The organism is Streptomyces sp. NTD107 (genome assembly GCF_059510435.1).
Genome location: NZ_JCAJZV010000007.1, coordinates 81,522 through 97,838 on the forward strand (window position 1 = coordinate 81,522; position 16,317 = coordinate 97,838).

The 16,317-nt window shown below is 72.1% G+C and carries 15 protein-coding genes, 1 tRNA gene and 1 other RNA gene; 14 read left to right on the top strand and 3 right to left on the bottom strand.

Going from position 1 to position 16,317, the window contains the following annotated elements:
• The first annotated feature begins 1 nt into the window (after position 1).
• The 10 genes from AC5WRL_RS16050 (at position 2) to AC5WRL_RS16095 (ending at position 10,855) form a co-directional block, all read left to right on the top strand.
• Positions 2–448 (top strand): 3-hydroxyacyl-ACP dehydratase FabZ family protein, encoded by a 447-nt coding sequence (locus AC5WRL_RS16050; RefSeq protein WP_496089209.1) that lies wholly within the window; start codon positions 2–4, stop codon positions 446–448.
• Positions 445–918, top strand: a complete 474-nt coding sequence (locus AC5WRL_RS16055) for a 3-hydroxyacyl-ACP dehydratase FabZ family protein (protein WP_496089210.1) — start codon at positions 445–447, stop codon at positions 916–918. The genes AC5WRL_RS16050 and AC5WRL_RS16055 overlap by 4 nt, the downstream gene beginning before the upstream one ends.
• Positions 915–1,658, top strand: coding sequence for a 3-oxoacyl-ACP reductase FabG (gene fabG, locus AC5WRL_RS16060; RefSeq protein WP_496089211.1), 744 nt, complete (start codon positions 915–917; stop codon positions 1,656–1,658). Before AC5WRL_RS16055 ends, fabG begins: the two co-directional genes overlap by 4 nt.
• Positions 1,655–2,335 (top strand): 2-hydroxychromene-2-carboxylate isomerase, encoded by a 681-nt coding sequence (locus AC5WRL_RS16065; protein ID WP_496089212.1) that lies wholly within the window; start codon positions 1,655–1,657, stop codon positions 2,333–2,335. The genes fabG and AC5WRL_RS16065 overlap by 4 nt, the downstream gene beginning before the upstream one ends.
• Positions 2,332–5,859: a non-ribosomal peptide synthetase gene (locus tag AC5WRL_RS16070; RefSeq protein ID WP_496089213.1), complete on the top strand. Its 3,528-nt coding sequence runs from the start codon at positions 2,332–2,334 to the stop codon at positions 5,857–5,859. The genes AC5WRL_RS16065 and AC5WRL_RS16070 overlap by 4 nt, the downstream gene beginning before the upstream one ends.
• Before the next feature lie 39 nt (positions 5,860–5,898).
• Positions 5,899–6,993: a 2,3-diaminopropionate biosynthesis protein SbnB gene (gene sbnB / locus AC5WRL_RS16075; protein ID WP_496089214.1), complete on the top strand. Its 1,095-nt coding sequence runs from the start codon at positions 5,899–5,901 to the stop codon at positions 6,991–6,993.
• A gap of 30 nt (positions 6,994–7,023) precedes the next feature.
• Positions 7,024–8,067, top strand: a complete 1,044-nt coding sequence (gene sbnA / locus AC5WRL_RS16080; protein WP_496089215.1) for a 2,3-diaminopropionate biosynthesis protein SbnA — start codon at positions 7,024–7,026, stop codon at positions 8,065–8,067.
• Between the two features lie 239 nt (positions 8,068–8,306).
• On the top strand, positions 8,307–9,083 hold the full coding sequence (locus AC5WRL_RS16085) for a hypothetical protein (RefSeq protein ID WP_496089216.1): 777 nt from the start codon (positions 8,307–8,309) through the stop codon (positions 9,081–9,083).
• A gap of 113 nt (positions 9,084–9,196) precedes the next feature.
• Positions 9,197–9,955 (top strand): LuxR family transcriptional regulator, encoded by a 759-nt coding sequence (locus tag AC5WRL_RS16090; RefSeq protein ID WP_496089217.1) that lies wholly within the window; start codon positions 9,197–9,199, stop codon positions 9,953–9,955.
• A gap of 153 nt (positions 9,956–10,108) precedes the next feature.
• A complete protein-coding gene (locus tag AC5WRL_RS16095) occupies positions 10,109–10,855 on the top strand; it encodes a thioesterase II family protein (protein WP_496089218.1) in 747 nt (248 codons plus the stop codon).
• An 18-nt stretch (positions 10,856–10,873) separates the two neighbouring features.
• On the opposite strand, the gene AC5WRL_RS16100 is transcribed toward AC5WRL_RS16095, so the two are convergent.
• On the bottom strand, positions 10,874–11,416 hold the full coding sequence (locus AC5WRL_RS16100) for a ParB N-terminal domain-containing protein (protein WP_496089219.1): 543 nt from the start codon (positions 11,414–11,416) through the stop codon (positions 10,874–10,876).
• 241 nt (positions 11,417–11,657) lie between these two features.
• On the opposite strand from AC5WRL_RS16100, the gene AC5WRL_RS16105 reads away from it, so the two are divergent.
• The 3 genes from AC5WRL_RS16105 (at position 11,658) to AC5WRL_RS16115 (ending at position 14,950) form a co-directional block, all read left to right on the top strand.
• On the top strand, positions 11,658–12,728 hold the full coding sequence (locus AC5WRL_RS16105; protein WP_496089220.1) for a polyprenyl synthetase family protein: 1,071 nt from the start codon (positions 11,658–11,660) through the stop codon (positions 12,726–12,728).
• A gap of 162 nt (positions 12,729–12,890) precedes the next feature.
• Positions 12,891–13,583 carry a polyprenyl diphosphate synthase gene (uppS, locus tag AC5WRL_RS16110; protein ID WP_496089492.1) on the top strand — a complete coding sequence of 231 codons (693 nt, stop codon included), beginning with the start codon at positions 12,891–12,893 and terminating at the stop codon, positions 13,581–13,583.
• Complete coding sequence (locus tag AC5WRL_RS16115) at positions 13,580–14,950, top strand: oxygenase MpaB family protein (RefSeq protein WP_496089221.1); 1,371 nt, start codon at positions 13,580–13,582, stop codon at positions 14,948–14,950. The genes uppS and AC5WRL_RS16115 overlap by 4 nt, the downstream gene beginning before the upstream one ends.
• Before the next feature lie 382 nt (positions 14,951–15,332).
• Here the strand turns inward: AC5WRL_RS16115 and AC5WRL_RS16120 are convergent, their stop codons facing one another.
• Together AC5WRL_RS16120 and AC5WRL_RS16125 are read right to left on the bottom strand one after the other, a co-directional pair.
• On the bottom strand, positions 15,333–15,806 hold the full coding sequence (locus AC5WRL_RS16120) for a DIP1984 family protein (protein ID WP_496089222.1): 474 nt from the start codon (positions 15,804–15,806) through the stop codon (positions 15,333–15,335).
• Positions 15,807–16,033: 227 nt separating this feature from the next.
• Positions 16,034–16,118 (bottom strand) — tRNA-Ser (locus AC5WRL_RS16125).
• Between the two features lie 95 nt (positions 16,119–16,213).
• On the opposite strand from AC5WRL_RS16125, the gene ffs reads away from it, so the two are divergent.
• Positions 16,214–16,310, top strand: an RNA gene (gene ffs, locus AC5WRL_RS16130) — signal recognition particle sRNA small type.
• Positions 16,311–16,317: the final 7 nt, after the last annotated feature.

Genomic DNA, 16,317 nt, shown 5'->3' on the forward strand with positions numbered 1-16,317 from the left:
CATGACCGCCACGACCGCCTTCGCCGCCGCCGCGCCGAGCCCGGTGACCGGCGCCGTACGGATCACCGCCGGGCCGCACCCGGACCGTACCGCCACCGCCGAGGTGGACATCTCCGCGCTGGAGCCGGTGTTCGCCGGTCACTACCCAGGCTTCCCCATCTTTCCCGGGGTGTGCGTGCTGGAGTGCGCGCACCGGGCCGCGCTGGCCACCGCCCCCGCCCCGGTCGCACTGCACTCGGTGGTGTCCGCCCGGTTCACCGGCCCAGTGCGCCCCGGCGACCGGCTCACCCTCGCGCTCGCCTGGCGCCAGGACGGCGCCGGCTGGCGCTGCGCCGCCGAGGTCGGCACCGCCCGCGGCCCCTCCGCCGCCATCCGGCTGCGCTACCGGCCGCTGGAAGCCGGCGGTACGGGTGGGAGGGGCGGTACGGGATGGGGCGGTACGGGATGACCGCCCCCGTTGACCTGCTGCCGCACCGCTATCCGATGCTGCTGGTGGACCGGGTCCGGGAACTCGTCCCGGGCGAGCGGATCCACGCGGTGAAGGCCATCACCCTCAGCGAACCCTGGTACACGGCACTCACCCCCGGCGCCGACGACGCCTACCCCGTACCCCTGCTCATCGAATCCTGGGGACAGTGCGCCGGCATTCTGGCCAACGCCTCCGCGCCCGAAGCGGGCACCGGAGCACTCATGCTGTTCGGCTCCGTCTCCGACGCCCACTGCCCGCTCCCGGTTTACCCCGGCGAGGTCATCGAGCACCGGGTGCGGCTCACCCACACACTGCCCGACGCCATGGTCTTCACCGGTACCAGCCATCGCGGCTCCGAGACCGTACTGGCCGTGGGCCGGATGGTGCTGGCCTTCCGGCCGGCCGGCCAACTGACAGCCCACCAGCCGAACCAGGAGAACCCTTCATGACGGACAGCAGACCCGTGGCGCTGGTCAGCGGCGGCTCACGCGGCATCGGCCGGGCCACCGTGCTGCGGCTGGCGGCGGACGGCTACGACATCGGCTTCTGCTACCACTCCCGGGTGGACGCCGCCGAGGAACTCGCCAAGGAGGCCACCGGCCTCGGCGCCCGCACCCACCACCAGCGGGTGGACGTCGGCGACCCGGACGCCGTACGCGGCTGGGTGCGCGACACCGAGAACGCGCTCGGCCCGATCGCCACCGCCGTCACCTCGGCCGGCATCGTCCGCGACGGGGCCGTGGTGCTGATGAGCGACGACGACTGGCAGGACGTTCTGCGCACCAACCTCGACGGTGTCTTCCACGTCAGCCGGGCCGTCGCCTTCTCCATGATGAAACGGCGCGCCGGCAATCTGGTGATCCTCTCCTCCGTCGCCGGCGTCCAGGGCAACGCCACCCAGGCCAACTACGCCGCCGCCAAGGCCGGGGTAATCGGCTTCGCCCGCTCCCTCGCCAAGGAGACCGCGCGCTACGGCATCCGCGTCAACGTGGTTGCCCCCGGCCTCATCGACACCGACATGACCGGTGCCGTCGCCGAGCCGGCCCGCGCGGCGGCGCTGGCGAAGGTGCCGCTGGGCCGGATGGGCACCGCCGAGGAGGTCGCCGAGCTGATCGCGTACCTGGCGGGCGAGCGGGCCGGCTACATCACCGGCTCCGTCTTCGAGATCGACGGCGGGATCACCCTGTGAGCCGCCGCGACCCGCGCCCGCGCTGGTACTTCTCGCTGCGCAGCCCGTACTCCTGGTTCGCCTACCGCGATCTGGCCGAGCGCTTCCCCGATGTGCTGGCCGCGATCGCCTGGATCCCCTACTGGGAGCCGGACGCGGAGTCCGAGCGGCTGCTGGCGGCGGACGGCATCACGCTGCCCGTGGTGCCCATGCACCGCGCCAAGAACTTCTACATCCTCAAGGACGCCCGCCGCTGGGCCCGGGCCCGGGGCTGGGACGTCACCTGGCCGGTGGACCGGGCGCCGCACTGGGAGGTTCCGCACCTGGCCTATCTCGCCGCCGAGGAGGCGGGCCGGGGCCGGGAGTTTGTCGCGCTCGCCTACCGGGCCCGCTGGGAGCGCGGCCAGGACCTGTCGCAGCGGTCCACCATCGCCACCCTGGCGGCCGAACTCGGGCTGCCCGCCGCCCTCGCCGACTCCGTCGACTCGGCGCGGCTGCGCGCCCGGGGCGTGGAGTGCCTGGCCGCCGCCTACCGGGACGACGCCTTCGGGGTGCCGTTCTTTCTGCACGGCCGGGACGGCTACTTCGGCGCGGAGCGGGTCTCGGCGTTTGTCGCGGCGGTGCGCGGCGTCGACTGGGACGGCGCCTCGGACGCCCCGTTCACCGCCCCCACGGCAGTCAGGAGCACCGGATCATGACCCGTACCCACAGCGCATCCGCCCCGCGGCTGTTCCCGCGCCGAACCGACCGTACGGACCAGGGGGGTACGGGCGGCGAACACGCCGAACTCGTACGGCCGCTGCCCGTCCGGCTGGCCGCCCGGGTCCGGTTGCTCGGCCGGCGTACCGGAGCGGGCTGGGAGTCCGCCGCCCTGGCCGCGCACGCGGCGGTGCTGCGGGCGCTCAGCGGCGAACAGCGCGTGACCACCGGCCTCGCACCGTACGGTGCGCCCGGCGCGGCGGGAACGTGCCTGCTGCGCACCGGGGACGAGCCGACGTGGCGGGAACTGCTGCGCCGCTGTGCCCAGGCCGCGGTCACCCCGGCGCGGCCAACGGCGGGGGACGGCGGCGGAGAGCCGGTGCCCGAGCCGCTGCTCGACCTCAGCGGTACGCCGGCGGCTGTGCCGGACCCCGGAGTCGTGCTCGCGGTGGCGCCCGTGATCACCGGGCCGGCCCGGCTGGCGCTGCGGCTGACGTACCGCACTGATGTGCTGGACGCCGCCGCCGCCGGCCGGATCGCCGGGTACTACCTCACCGCGCTACGGCTGTTGACGGCCGCGCCCGACGCCGGGTTCCGGGCCGGCTCGCTGCTCGGCGAGGAGGAGCTGGCCGAGCAGCTGACCGGGCTCCAGGGCCCGGTACGTGACCTGCCGGCCCACCGGTTCCACGAACTGTTCGAGGCCCAGGCAGCCGCCCGCCCCGACCGGGTGGCGGCCGTCTGCCGGGACGAGCGGCTGACGTACCGCGAACTCAACGAGCGGGCCAACCGGGTGGCGCACGCGCTGCTCGCCCACGGGCTGCGCGCCGAGTCGGTGGTGGCGGTGGTGACCGCCCGCAATCTGGACTGGCTGGCGGCCGTCCTCGGGGTGTTCAAGGCCGGCGCCGCCTACCTCCCGCTGGACCCGGACGCCCCGGCCGACCGGATGTCCCGGATGCTGGAGCGCTCCGGCTGCCGGCTGGCGCTGACCGCGCCCGGCTGCTCCGCGCAGCTGGACCTGGCGGCCCCGCCGGAGCTGACGGTGCTCGACCTCCCGGCGGCCTGCCGGGCGGAAGTACCGGGCGCCCCGGTGACCAACCCGGGGGTCCCGGTGGCGGCCGGCCAGCTCGCGTACCTCTACTTCACCTCGGGCTCCACCGGCGAGCCCAAGGGCGTCATGTGCGAACACGACGGCTTCCTCAACCATCTGCTGGCGAAGATCGGCGACCAGGACATCGACGAGGAGACCGCCGTCGCTCAGACCGCGCCGCAGACCTTCGACATCTCGCTGTGGCAGCTGGTGGCCGCGCTGATGGTCGGCGGGCGCACGGTCGTCGTCCCGCAGGACGACATCACCGATGTGGACCGCTATCTGGACACCATGGAGCGGCACCGGGTGGCGGTGCTCCAGGCCGTGCCCTCCTACCTCGATGTGGTGCTCGGCCGGCTCGCGGACCGGCCGCGCGCGCTGCCGGCGCTGCGCCGGGTGTCGGTCACGGGGGAGGAGTTGAAGGCGGAGCTGGCCCGGCGCTGGTTCGCCCGGTTCCCGGACGTGCCCCTCATGAACGCGTACGGGCTCACCGAGACCAGCGACGACACCAATCACGAGATTCTGCTGGCGGCCCCGGCCGGTGAGTCGGTGTCGCTGGGCCGCCCGGTGGTGAATGTGACGGTGTACGTCGTCGAGGAGGCGCCGGACGGCGGGCTGCGGCCGGTGCCGCTTGGCGCGCCGGGTGAGATCGTGTTCTCCGGGGTGTGCGTCGGGCGCGGCTATGTGAACGACCCGGACCGTACGGCGGCGGCCTTCGGTACCGACCCGTTCCGTCCTGGCGGGCGACGGCTTTACCGCTCCGGCGACTTCGGGCGGTGGCGGGCGGACGGCGGGCTGGAGTTTCTGGGCCGCCGGGACAGCCAGGTGAAGATCCGGGGCTTCCGGATCGAGATCGGCGAGGTGGAGAACCAGCTGCTGCGGCTGCCCGGGGTCCGGGAGGCCGCGGTGGTGGTGGCGACCGGCGCGGACGGCGAGCGGCAGCTGATCGGCTTCCAGGCCGGCGCCGAGGAGCCGCCCGGGCTGCTGCTGGAGCGGCTCGGCCGGGTACTGCCCGGTTACATGGTGCCCGGCCGGCTGGAGCGGCTGGCGGCGCTGCCGCTGACCGGCAACGGCAAGACAGACCGGCGGGCGCTGCTCACGATGGCGGGCCGGTTCGGAACGGGCGGCGGCGGTGACGGGCAGCGTCCCCGGGAAGGGGCCGAGACGTTGCTGGCCCGGGCGTGGGCGGCGGAACTGGGGGTGAAGGAGGAGGAGATCGGCCGGGAGGACGACTTCTTCCGGCGGGGCGGCACCTCGCTGTCGGCGGTACGGTTGGTGGTACGGCTCGACCGGGCGGTGACGCTGCGGGAGCTGCACCGGTATCCGAGGCTGGCCGAGCTGGCCGCGCTGCTGGAGTCCCGGGGCCCGGTGCCGGGCATCCCGGCGGTGGTAGAGGAGGAGCAGCGCCCCGCACCAACCGGTGACCGTGACGCCACGGCCGACCCGGCGGACGGCGAGTCGGCAACCCCGTCCCGTACCCGGGTGATCCGTACCGAGGGCCGGCCCGCGATGCTCCAACTGCCCGGCGCCGCCCCGGCCGATCCGGTGGCGTGGGTGGCCGGCCACCGCGCGCTGCTGCGCGCCGCCGTGGCCGAGCACGGCGCCCTGCTGGTGCGGGGGCTCGGCCTGGCCGACGCCGGAACCATGGCCCGGCTCGCCCGGGAGGTGCTGGACGGGGTCATGACCGAACGGGAGGGGTTCGCGCCGCGCAAGCGGCTGGCCGAGGGCGTGTACTCGTCCTCGGAGTGGCCCGCCGACCAGCCCATGTGCATGCACCACGAGCTGAGTTACGCCCGCCAGGTGCCCGGCACTCTGCTGTTCGGCTGCCTGGTCGCCCCGGCCTCGGGCGGCGCGACCGCGCTGGCCGACTCCCATGAGGTGCTGGAGGCCCTCGATCCGGCGCTGGTGGCCCGCTGTGAGCGGGAGGGCTGGTCGCTGGAGCGGGTCTACACCGAGACGGTGGGGGTGGGGCTCGCCGAGTCCTTCGGCTCCGCCGACCGGGCGGCGGTGGCGGCGTACTGCGCCGAGCGCGGCATCCGGTACCGCTGGACGGGCGAGGACGATCTGCGCACCGGCCAGCGGGCGGACGCAGTGCTGACCCACCCGGTCTCCGGGCGGCGCGGCTGGTTCAACCAGATCGCCTTCCTGAACGAGTGGACGCTGGATCCGGTGGTCCGGGAGTTTCTCAAGGCCGAGTTCGGGGACGACGGGCTGCCGTTCAACACCCGGTACGGGGCGGGCGGCGACTTCGACGAGGACACCGTGCTGCACATCAACGCGGTGTACGACAAGCACACGCTGCGCGAACCGTGGCGGGACGGCGATCTGCTGATCGTCGACAACCTGCGGATGGCGCACAGCCGGGAGGTGTACGAGGGGCCCCGCGAGATCGCCGTCGTACTGGGCGACCCCGTGACGCTGCCCGGCCGCGCCTGACCGCATCACCGCGATTGTCCGTCACCAGAAGGGAAACCCATGTCCGCACACTCCGAAGTACCGCAGGTACCGCAGTTCGCCGTGATCTCCGGGCGCGATGTGTCCGAGGTGCTCACCGGCAACGAGCAGCGGGTACTGCGACTGACCGAGGAGGTCTACCGGCTGCACGGCGCGGGCGGCACGATCAACCCGCCCTCGTACTTCCTGCGGTTCCCCGACCGGCCGGACTCGCGGATCATCGCGCTGCCCGCCTCGGTCGGCGGGGAGCGGCCCACCGAGGGTCTCAAGTGGATCTCCAGCTTTCCCCGGAATGTGGCCGCCGGCCTGCCGCGGGCCTCGGCGGTCCTCATCCTCAACGACCCGGAGACCGGCTATCCGTTCGCCTGCCTGGAGAGTTCCATCATCTCGGCGACCCGGACTGCCGCTTCGGCCGCGCTGGCGGCGGCTCGGCTGACCCGTGGGGAGCGGCCCCGGCGGGTCGGCTATATCGGGACGGGGCTGATCGCCCGCTACATCCATACGTATCTGACGGCCACCGGCTGGGAGTTCGACGAGGTGGGGGTGCACGATCTGTCCGCCCGGCACGCCGAGGACTTCGCGGGCTTCGCGGCCGGCGCGGCGGGCTCCGCCGCTGGTGCCCCGGTGGTCGCGCATCCGGGGGCGAGGGAGCTGATCGAGGCCAGCGATCTGGTGGTGTTCGCGACGGTGGCGGGTGCCCCGCATGTCCACGACCCGTCGTGGTTCGCGCCGCATCAGCTGGTGCTGAACGTGTCGTTGCGCGATCTGGCGCCGGAGATCGTGCTGGGCGCGACGAACATCGTGGACGACGTCGAGCACTGTCTGAAGGCGGACACCTCCCCGCACCTCGCCGAACAGCTCACCGGAGGGAGGGATTTCCTGGCCGGCACGCTGTACGACGTCATGGCGGGCAAGGTCGAGCTGCCCGCCGACCGGCCGGTCATCTTCTCCCCGTTCGGGCTCGGGGTGCTCGACATCGCGCTGGGCCGCTGGGTCCACGACGAGCTGCTGGCGGCCGACCGGATCGGTACGGTCGACGGCTTCTTCCACGAACTGGACCGCTACGGCCGGACCGCGGGCACGGGCACGGGCACGGGCACGGGCCGGCGGGCGTAACCGCCCCTGATACGAAGCGACGGTGATGAGGTGCCGGTCATATCCGCGCCGCACGAGTTCAATGCCGATGACCTGTACGTCGATCTGGCGCCGGTCCTCGACGTTCCGCTGTATCTCAAGTGTGAGGGGCTGAATCTCGCCGGGTCCGTCAAACTCAAGGCAGCCGCCGAGATGGTGCGCGCGGCCGAGCGGGACGGGCGGCTCGTGCCGGGGTCGGTCATCGTCGAGTCGTCCTCCGGGAACCTGGGCATCGCGCTCAGCATGATCGCGGCCAGCCGGGGCTACGGCTTTGTCTGCGTCACCGACTCGCGCTGCAACCCGGCCGGCCGGCGGGCGATGGAGACGCTGGGCGCCCGGGTCCATGTGATCACCCGGCCGGACCGAGAGGGCGGTCTGCTGGGGGCCCGGATCGACTATGTACGGCGGTTGTGCGCGTACGACCCACGCTATGTCTGGCTCAACCAGTACACCAACCAGAACAACTGGCTGGCGCACTACCGGACGACGGGTCCGGCCATCGCGACCGCGTTCCCGGGGATTCAGGTGCTGTTCGTGGGAGCCGGCACGACCGGCACCCTGATGGGCTGCGCCCGTTACTTCCGGGACCGGGGCCGCCCGGTGACGGTGGTGGCGGTGGACAGTGTCGGGTCGGTGTCCTTCGGTGGCCCGGCGCTGCCGAGGGCGATCCCCGGGCTGGGGGCCGGAGTGCGGCCGGGTCTGCTGGATTCGGAGCTGGTGGACGAGGTGGTGCTGGTTCCCGAGCGGGACACGATCGCGGCCTGTCACGCGCTGGCCCGCCGGGGCTTTCTCTTCGGGGGTTCGACGGGCACGGTGATCAGCGGGGCCCGGGCCTGGCTGGCCCGGCGGCCGGCCGGGGAGCGGCTCACGGCGGTGGCGCTGGGGCCCGATCTCGGTGACCGCTATCTCGACTCGGTCTATGACCCGACCTGGGTGGCCCATCACTTCGGGGCGGCGCCGTCGTGGGAGGAGACAGCCCCGTGGCGGCCGGAACCCCGGGCCGCTGCCGCTGCCGCTGCCGCGGGGGAAGGGCGGTTGGTCAACAGCGCCGGCTGAGCGGCGGCCCCCGCAATACCGGACCGAATGTCGGAACCAGGCAATAGGCGACCGGTTCTATGGTGACCTTTGACCCACCTGTCGGGCTGAGTTATGTTGTTCCAGCGCGTGGTTGGGCACTACTGAGGTCCATGGAATCCCCACTTCCATGCTCACGCGCCGGGCGATTCGTTCAATGGTCAACATCGAATGTGTTGCATGGGGGAACGATGAAATTAGGGCCGCGTACGCAGAACTCCATGAATAGAAGGCCGACATCTGGGGAATCGGCCGATCAGGAACATATCGACGAGGTCACCCGGAAACTCGGTCTCGTACGGGAGATGGTCGCCTCCACCCTCGAACTCCACCGCCAAGCGGTGCGCGGCGACGCGCTTTTCGAGATGTCCGACGGCGATGCGGTGGAGAACGCCGTCGACGTCCTGCTCGACCGGGTACGGCACCGGGTCAGTCTGACCCTCCCGGCCGGCCCGTACCCCGCCGTCCTCGCCAGGGCGGCGCTGACCCGCCGGCATCTGACCCGGCGCAACGTCACCTCCCGGATCCTGTCCGCCTCGCTCGGCAACGGACCCTCGCTGGTGGCCCACCGCAGCGCACGGCCCACCCGGCTGGAGATCCGGATTTCCCGGGCCGAACTGCCCGAACTCCTTGTGGTGGACAGCCGGCTGGCCCTGGTCGCGGTGCGGGACGGCAGAGACGGCTCCCGCGCCCTGGTGGTCGAGAACCCCACCGTGGCCCACGGGCTGGAATCCCTCTTCGAGGGCCTGTGGCACGTGTCCACCCGCCCCGTCGACGATGCCCGGCTCAACCCCAGGCTGCGCACCCACCTCAGCCGCCGGGTGCTCCAGGACCTCTACGACGGCCGGGGGGACGAGCTGGGCGCGATGCGGCTCCAGGTCTCCCTGCGGACCTACCGGCGCCATGTCGCCACCATCATGCGGGACTTGGGCGCCCGGTCCCGATTCCAGGCCGGGGTACGGGCCGTGGAGCTGGGACTGCTCCCCGACGGCGACTGAATCGCCCACCACCCCACCGCCCACCGCCTTCGGGTCCGCACCGCACACCCATGCCCACGAAAGGCCATCACGTGCAACCTTCTCCCCGCGACCATCCGCCTGAACCGGCCCGCGTGCACGATGAGTTCGAAGCGGCCGTGCTGGAGCTGGACGCCCTCATCGTCACCGCCACCGCCCGATACCGCGTCCGGCGGCACCACAACGCCACGGTCACCGAGGTCGGGTCACCACAGCAGACGCGCGAGCTGGCCGAGCGGCTGATCGCGGGGGCCCGCGCGGACGTCGAGGTGGTGGTGAACTCCCCAGGGCCGTTGTCCGAGGCGCTGCTGCGCTCCCTCGCCGAGCTGCTGGACCGGCAGGGCCCCAGCGTCGCGGTACGTCATCTCTCCTCCCCGTCGGCCGCGCACTGGCCCTTCGTCGAGCGGTACGGCACCCAACTGCGGCTGATCGAGGCCAGGATGACCAACTCCCTGCCGACCACCCTGGTGGTGGTCGACCGCCGGCAGGCGCTCATCTGCGCGGGACCCGACGAGACAGGGCTCGTCTCGGCGATCGGTTCGGAGCTGGTGATCCAGCCGCTGCTCACCCTGTTCGAGGGTGTGTGGCGGAACTCCATGGCGCTCACCGGAAACTTCACCTTCGGCGACGCGCAGCGCACCGAGACCACGCGCAGAATTCTGGAACATCTCAGGCGCGGCGACCTCGACGAGGCGTCGGCGAAGGAAATGTCGATGTCGGTCCGGACGTATCGCCGGCATGTCGCGGAGATCCTCGCTCTGCTCGGGGCCACTTCGCGATTCCAGGCCGGGGTGCGGGTAGCCCGGCTCGGGTTGTTTCCGCATAGCCCAACACGGGTTCCGGGAACCGCCTAAGGCCATATTCAAAAATTCCATACAGGGCGGCGTGGCGCCCCGGAATCGTTGTCTTCTCGTCCCGGCATCCCTTACAAAGAAGCCGATGGAAAGAAGCCGAGCAGGCCACCTGGACCTGGGACGTGGCGGAGGATGAGCCGAAATGGCCGACGTATGACTGTGGACAATCGATGGTTCCGGCACCACCCGTCCGCGGCGGCCGTCCGCCGCCGGCTGCTTGTCCTGCCGCACGCGGGGGGATCCGCGAACTACTTCCACCGCTGGGGCGGGGCGTTCGGCCCGGACTGCGAGGTGCTGGTCGCCTGCTACCCCGGCCGCTACGAGCGGATGGGCGAGAGCGAGCCGCTGACCGCCATGGACGCGCTGGCCGACGCCACCACCAAGGCCGTGACCCCCCTGCTCGACCTGCCGCTGACGGTCTTCGGGCACAGCCTGGGCGCCTCGCTGGGGTATGAGCTGGCGCTGCGGCTGGAGCGCCGGGGCCTCGGTCTTGAGCGGCTGCATGTGTCCAGCCGCAAGCCCCCGCAGCTGCTCACCCCCAAGCCGCTCGATCTGGACGACGACGAGCAGCTGATCGCCCAGGTCGAAGGGCTCGGCGGCACCGACAGCGCGCTGCTGCGGGACCCGGACATGCTGGAGCTCATCCTCCCCGTGCTGCGCGCCGACTACGCGATCGTGGGGTCCTACGGGCCCCGGGACGCGCTGCCGCTGCGCTGCCCCGTCGACGCCCACGTCGGTGACGCGGACGCCGGGGTCAGCCGGACGGAGATGGCGGCCTGGGAGGAGGTCGCCCCGGCCGGATTCACCCTCGAAGTGCTGCCGGGGGACCACTTCTACCTCCGCGACCGGCGCCCGGAGCTGGTCCGTTCGATCAGCGCGCGGTTTGCCGCCGCCCGGTGAGCGGTGACCCGGCAGTCCTCAGCCGCAGCCGCCGGCATGCCCGAGGTCCGCGCCGGCCGGCAGCAGCAGATCGCGCGCGCCGTCCAGCACCTGCCCGGTGAGCGCGCGCAGTTCGGCGGGACCGGTGCCGCCGAGCAGCCCCCGGACGGCCAGTTCGTCGAGGGCGGTGTGCGCTTCGTCGCCGGGGGCGAGGCCCTGGAATGCCAGGTCCACGGAGGCGCCGAATGCGGAGAAGAGCGCGACGGCAGTGTCCTGGTGCCCCGCCAGAATCGCCCCGACCCGCCCGCTCGGGCCGAACAGAGGTGAATGCTTTCCGGACAGAAACTCCATGATGGGAAGGCCGCCGGTTACCGGAAGCACAGCTTGCCGGGCTGGCCCCGCCAGCTCCGCGCCGAGCCGGTGGGCCAATTCCGCACCGCCGCCGTCCGGATCCTCCCGGTCGGTCAGCGATTCCAGTACGGCCAGCGCCAGGGTCGCCTGATCGGAGACCGGGGAACCGTTGTGCCGCGCGTACCAGGGGACCAGGATCAGGGCCGCGCGCAGTCGCCGTTCCCCGTCCATTCTTTCCCATTGCAAATATCTTTGCCGTTCCGGCATTTCGCTCAAATGGCGGGCGGCACGGAGTATGTCATGCCGAATCGGATCGTCCGGGAAAAGGTCGGATTCACTTATGTCGATCACGGGGCGAGCGTAACGACGGGGCCCGGCGGTCGCCATGGCGGCGGAAAAGAGAAATCAATAAACCCATGTCAGGACCACGTGAACGGGCCGAAGACAGACCCCACGACAGAAGGAGATGGGCGTGATCTCGCTCACGGCACCCGCTGAGGCCAGGGCCCTCCTGGACTCCCTGTTCCGCGCCGGGTCCGCCGGTGGGTCCCCGGCCGGGGACCCGGCGGACCCGGCGGGCGACGCGGCCCGGGAGCGGCTCACCGCCCGGCTGTCGCAGGTTGAGGACCGGCTCATCCGGCTCACCACGGACCGGGCCGGTCCGTTCGCCGAGCTGACCGGCCATGTGGTAGCGGCGGGCGGCAAGCGGCTGCGGCCCCTGCTCGGCCTGCTGGGCGCGGAGTTCGGTGAGCCGACCCGGCCGGGGGTGGTGGACGCCGCCGTGCTGGCCGAACTGACCCATGCGGCCTCCCTCTACCACGACGACGTGGTGGACGGAGCGCTGCACCGGCGCGGGGCGCCGAGCGCCAACTCCCGCTGGGGCAACCGGTTCGCGGTGCTCGGCGGCAACTGGCTGCTCTCCCGGGCCGCCCAACTCGCCGCCGCCCTCGGCCCGGAGATGATCCGGCTCAGTACCACCGCGATGGACCGGCTGATCGACGGCCAGGCCAGGGAACTCGGCGGCCTGCCGCCCGGCGGTGACCCGCTGGCCCACTACGAGGCGGTCGCCGCCGGCAAGACCGCGTCGCTGCTGTCCCTGTCTCTGGCGGCCGGGGCGACCCGGGCGGGCGCCGGGCGGCGGATCACCGACCGGCTCATCTCGTACGGCCACCATGCCGGGATCGCCTTCCAGATATCCGACGACCTGCTGGACATCGGGGCCGACCGGGGCCGCACCGGCAAGGACCACGGCCAGGATCTCGGTCACGACCCCGGCGCCGGCCCGGCCGGGCTGCCCCTGCTGCTCGCTCGCACCCGCGAGTACCCGGCGGACCGTACTCTGCGCCGGCTGTTGCACGAGGAACCCGCCGCCCGCGATCGGATCCTGGGCCTGATCCCGGGCTCCGCCGCGACGGCCGAGGCCCGTTCGGTCATGCGCGGGCATCTCGGCCATGCCCGGGAGGCATTGACCCACCTCCCCGCCTGCCCGGCCCGACGGGCGCTCCACGCGCTCACCGAGCTGATCCCCACCCGCGACAGCTGATGACACGATCGTTAAATCGCACAGAAATGCTGGAGGTGAACGCGGGCCAACTCCCGCCTCCACACGCCGGGGAACGGCCACACTGCGGCTGTGACGACTGAACGAGCCGACGGCACGGCGCCGACCGCCACGTCGCCGGTGCCGCGGCACGTCGCGTGTGTCATGGACGGCAACGGCCGGTGGGCCCGGCAGCGGGCGCTGCCGCGCACGTCCGGCCACCAGGCCGCCGAGACCACGGTGATCGACGTCATCGAGGCCGCCCGGCAGGCCGGGGTGGAGTGGCTGAGCCTCTACGCGTTCTCCACCGAGAACTGGCGCCGCCCGGGCGGCGAGGTCGACTTCCTCATGCGGCTGGTGCGCCGGGTGGTCCGCAAACACGCGCCGCTGCTGCATGTGCGCGGCATCCGCTGCCGGTTCCTCGGGGTGAACGATCCACGCATCCCCGCCCCGCTGACCCGGGACTTCGCCGATCTGATGACCCTCACCCGCACCAACCGGGGCATGACCCTGACCGTGGCGTTCGACCACGGCGGGCGCGGGGACATCGTCGAGGCGGCGCGGTCCCTCATCCGTGGCGGGGTGCCGGCCGACGCCGTCGACGAGCGGAGCTTCGCCGCCCACCTGCCCTTCCCCGACACCCCCGACGTCGATCTTGTCATCCGGACCTCAGGTGAACAGCGGCTGTCCAACTTCATGCTCTGGCAGGTGGCCTACGCCGAACTGGCGTTCCCGCCCGTGCTGTGGCCCGACTTCCGCGCCCCGCACTTCCTGGAGTGCCTGCACACCTACCGGCAACGCGACCGCCGCTTCGGCGGCAGCAGCAGCCCGCATCCGAACGGAGAACCCCAGCCATGACGCACTTCAACCGGTTCTTCAACGATCCGCGCTGGGGCCTGGCCGTCGTCCGGGCCACCGTGCTGGAGGCCGCGCACCCGCAGATCGGCGCGGCGCTCCTGGACAACTCCACCTTCGTGGCCCACCCCTGGCGCCGGCTGCGCAACACCCTGGTGAGCCTGCAACGGATGTTCGGCGCCGACGAGCAGCAGCGCGCCAGAGAAGCGGCCCGACTGAACCGCATGCACGCCCGGCTGCGCGGCACCGGCACCGGCACCGACGGCCACGACCAGTCGTACGACGCGATGGACCCCCAGGTGCGCGCCTGGGTGGTCGCCACCCTCTTCGAGAGCTCCGTCACCATGTGCCGGCTGAGCGGCCAGCCGCTCGACCCGGCCACCACCGAAGAGCTCTACGACGAATACCGGTCGTTCCTCACCGCCCTGGGCGACGGGGACGGCCATCTCCCGCCCACCGTACGGGAGTTCTGGCCGTACTACGACCGCGTCGTCGAGGCGGAGCTGGAGAACACCGAAGCGCTGCGCATCATCCTCTACCGGCTCTTCGACCATCTCCCCGCGCCGCCCCTGCTGGCCGGCCTGCCCACCGTCTGGGCGGCCGGCCGCGCGCTGGCCGGCCCCGCCCTCGGCGCGATCACGGTGGCCTCCCTCCCCGAGCCCTTCCGCCGCCGGGCCGGGCTGCCCGAGATCCCGGGCGCCCAGACCCTCATGCAGAGCGCCTATCTGACCGCCGGACTCGCCCGCTTCCTGCCCGAGGACTGGATCCGCACCGAGCAGCTCACCAACCTGCTGTATCTGCGGGACGACCGGATCAAACAGGCCGGCGCGCTGCTCCGCCTGATGACACCGTTCGCCGCGCGGGACACCCCCACCGGAGAACCCGGCCCGCGGCGCAGCGCCGCCGAGTTCTTCACCGACGTCCTCGACCAGACCGGCGACGGCTTCCTGGACTGGCCCGACCTCGCCGCCATGGCACGGGAGCTGGCCACCCGCCTGGACCTGGAGGAGCCCGCCGAGACCAAGCTCTACAACGCGTTCGCCGACTGGTGGCGCGAACTCCAGACAGCCCTCGACGCAAACGGCGACGGCCGCATCAGCAAGGACGAGTACACCGCCGGCACCCCCTCCCTCGCCGGCCCGGCACTGATCAGGGTCGCCGAAGTCCTCTTCGAGGTCACCGACGCCGACGGCAACGGCTTCATCGACGAGCACGAGTACCGCACCCTGTTCCGCACCGCCTTCCACCGCACCCCCGACACCCCCGACAAGGCCGGCTACTCCCGCCCCGCCTTCGTCAGAGACTTCCTGGCCTTCATGTCCACCCACCACCGCTCCACCCCCTACGACCCGCTGCTCGCCGAGGCGTAGCCCCGCCGGGCCACGACGAAGGCCCGGTGAAGGCGGTGCGGAGGACACGAGACGCGAACTCGTGAGGGCGCCGGATGGGTTCGCCGGGCTGCCCGACCCGCTGGGCGCGAGCGACCGGAACAGTGCGAGGGCCGTGCCCATCGGCACGGCCCTCGCCCCGGGGTGTGGGGTGCCCCGTTCCCGCCCTCGTCGTCCCGGATCTGCACATGGTGGTGAACCGTGCGGTGTGCACTGTCACTTGTGCGCGGTGCTGAGCTGCACTGTTGGTGGGGAATCGAACCCCCGCGTTGCTCTTCACGCGCCATGGGCCGGATAAACCGCCGACCCGCGGTGTGTGCACGCCTCCGTGGCGACTACCTGCTCCCACACCTGGCTCGTCGGGTCAGTCCTCGATCAGGTCGATCTCCCAGTTGGTGCGCTGGATCAGGGTGTCCACCTCGCGGATCTCCTTGGCCAGGCCGTCGGCCCGGGCGTGGAGCTCGGAGACCGGCAGGGCCGAGAGGATCTTCAGTTCGGAGCGCAGTTGCCGGACGGCACCGCGCTGGTCGCGTCCGGAGGCGGCGTCGGCGGCTGCGGTGATCAGCGAGTGGCGCAGCCGCAGGACGTCCCGGTGGGCGAGGGCATCGGTGAGGGTGCCGCCACCTTCGAGGACCGCGCTGGAGTTGGTCCGGTTGATCCGGCGGATCAGCCGCTCCAACTCGTCCAGCTCCTCCCCGGCCTGGGCCAGTACCTCGGCCGCGTTCTCGGCCGGTTCCTCACCCTCCTGGTAGCGGGCGCTGCCGACGACGCGCGCCCGCAACTGCTCCACCCGGCGCACCGCAGCCGCCCGCTGCGCGAGCGCTTCAGCCAGTTTCACCGCGTCATCACCTCCGCGTCCTGATGACCGTCCGGCAAGTATGCACGCCGGTGGCGGCTCGGCCTGTGGAGCGGAGGCCGAAGGGCATCCATGGAACCCGCCTCGGCTCAGTGACACCGGACGAGCGGGACCGGAGCACATGAAACCAGAACCGCGACCACGGAACGACGAAGGCCCCGGCCGGTTTCCCGGTCGGGGCCTTCGTGTACAGCCCGGTGAAGGCTGGGCGGAGGATACGAGATTCGAACTCGTGAGGGGGTGAACCCAACACGCTTTCCAAGCGTGCGCCCTAGGCCACTAGGCGAATCCTCCGCCGGACACGATACAAGACGTTGGGGGGTGGTTGCGAACTCGTCGGAGGGGGGCCGAGGGGGGCCGGGGCGGGGGTTCGGATCGGGTAGGGTGGCGGTAGCCCCTCACGTGGCGCTATCTCGCTGAACTCCCCCAGGGCCGGAAGGCAGCAAGGGTAGGCGGGCTCTGGTGGGTGCGTGGGGGGCCCTTGTCAGTGGTG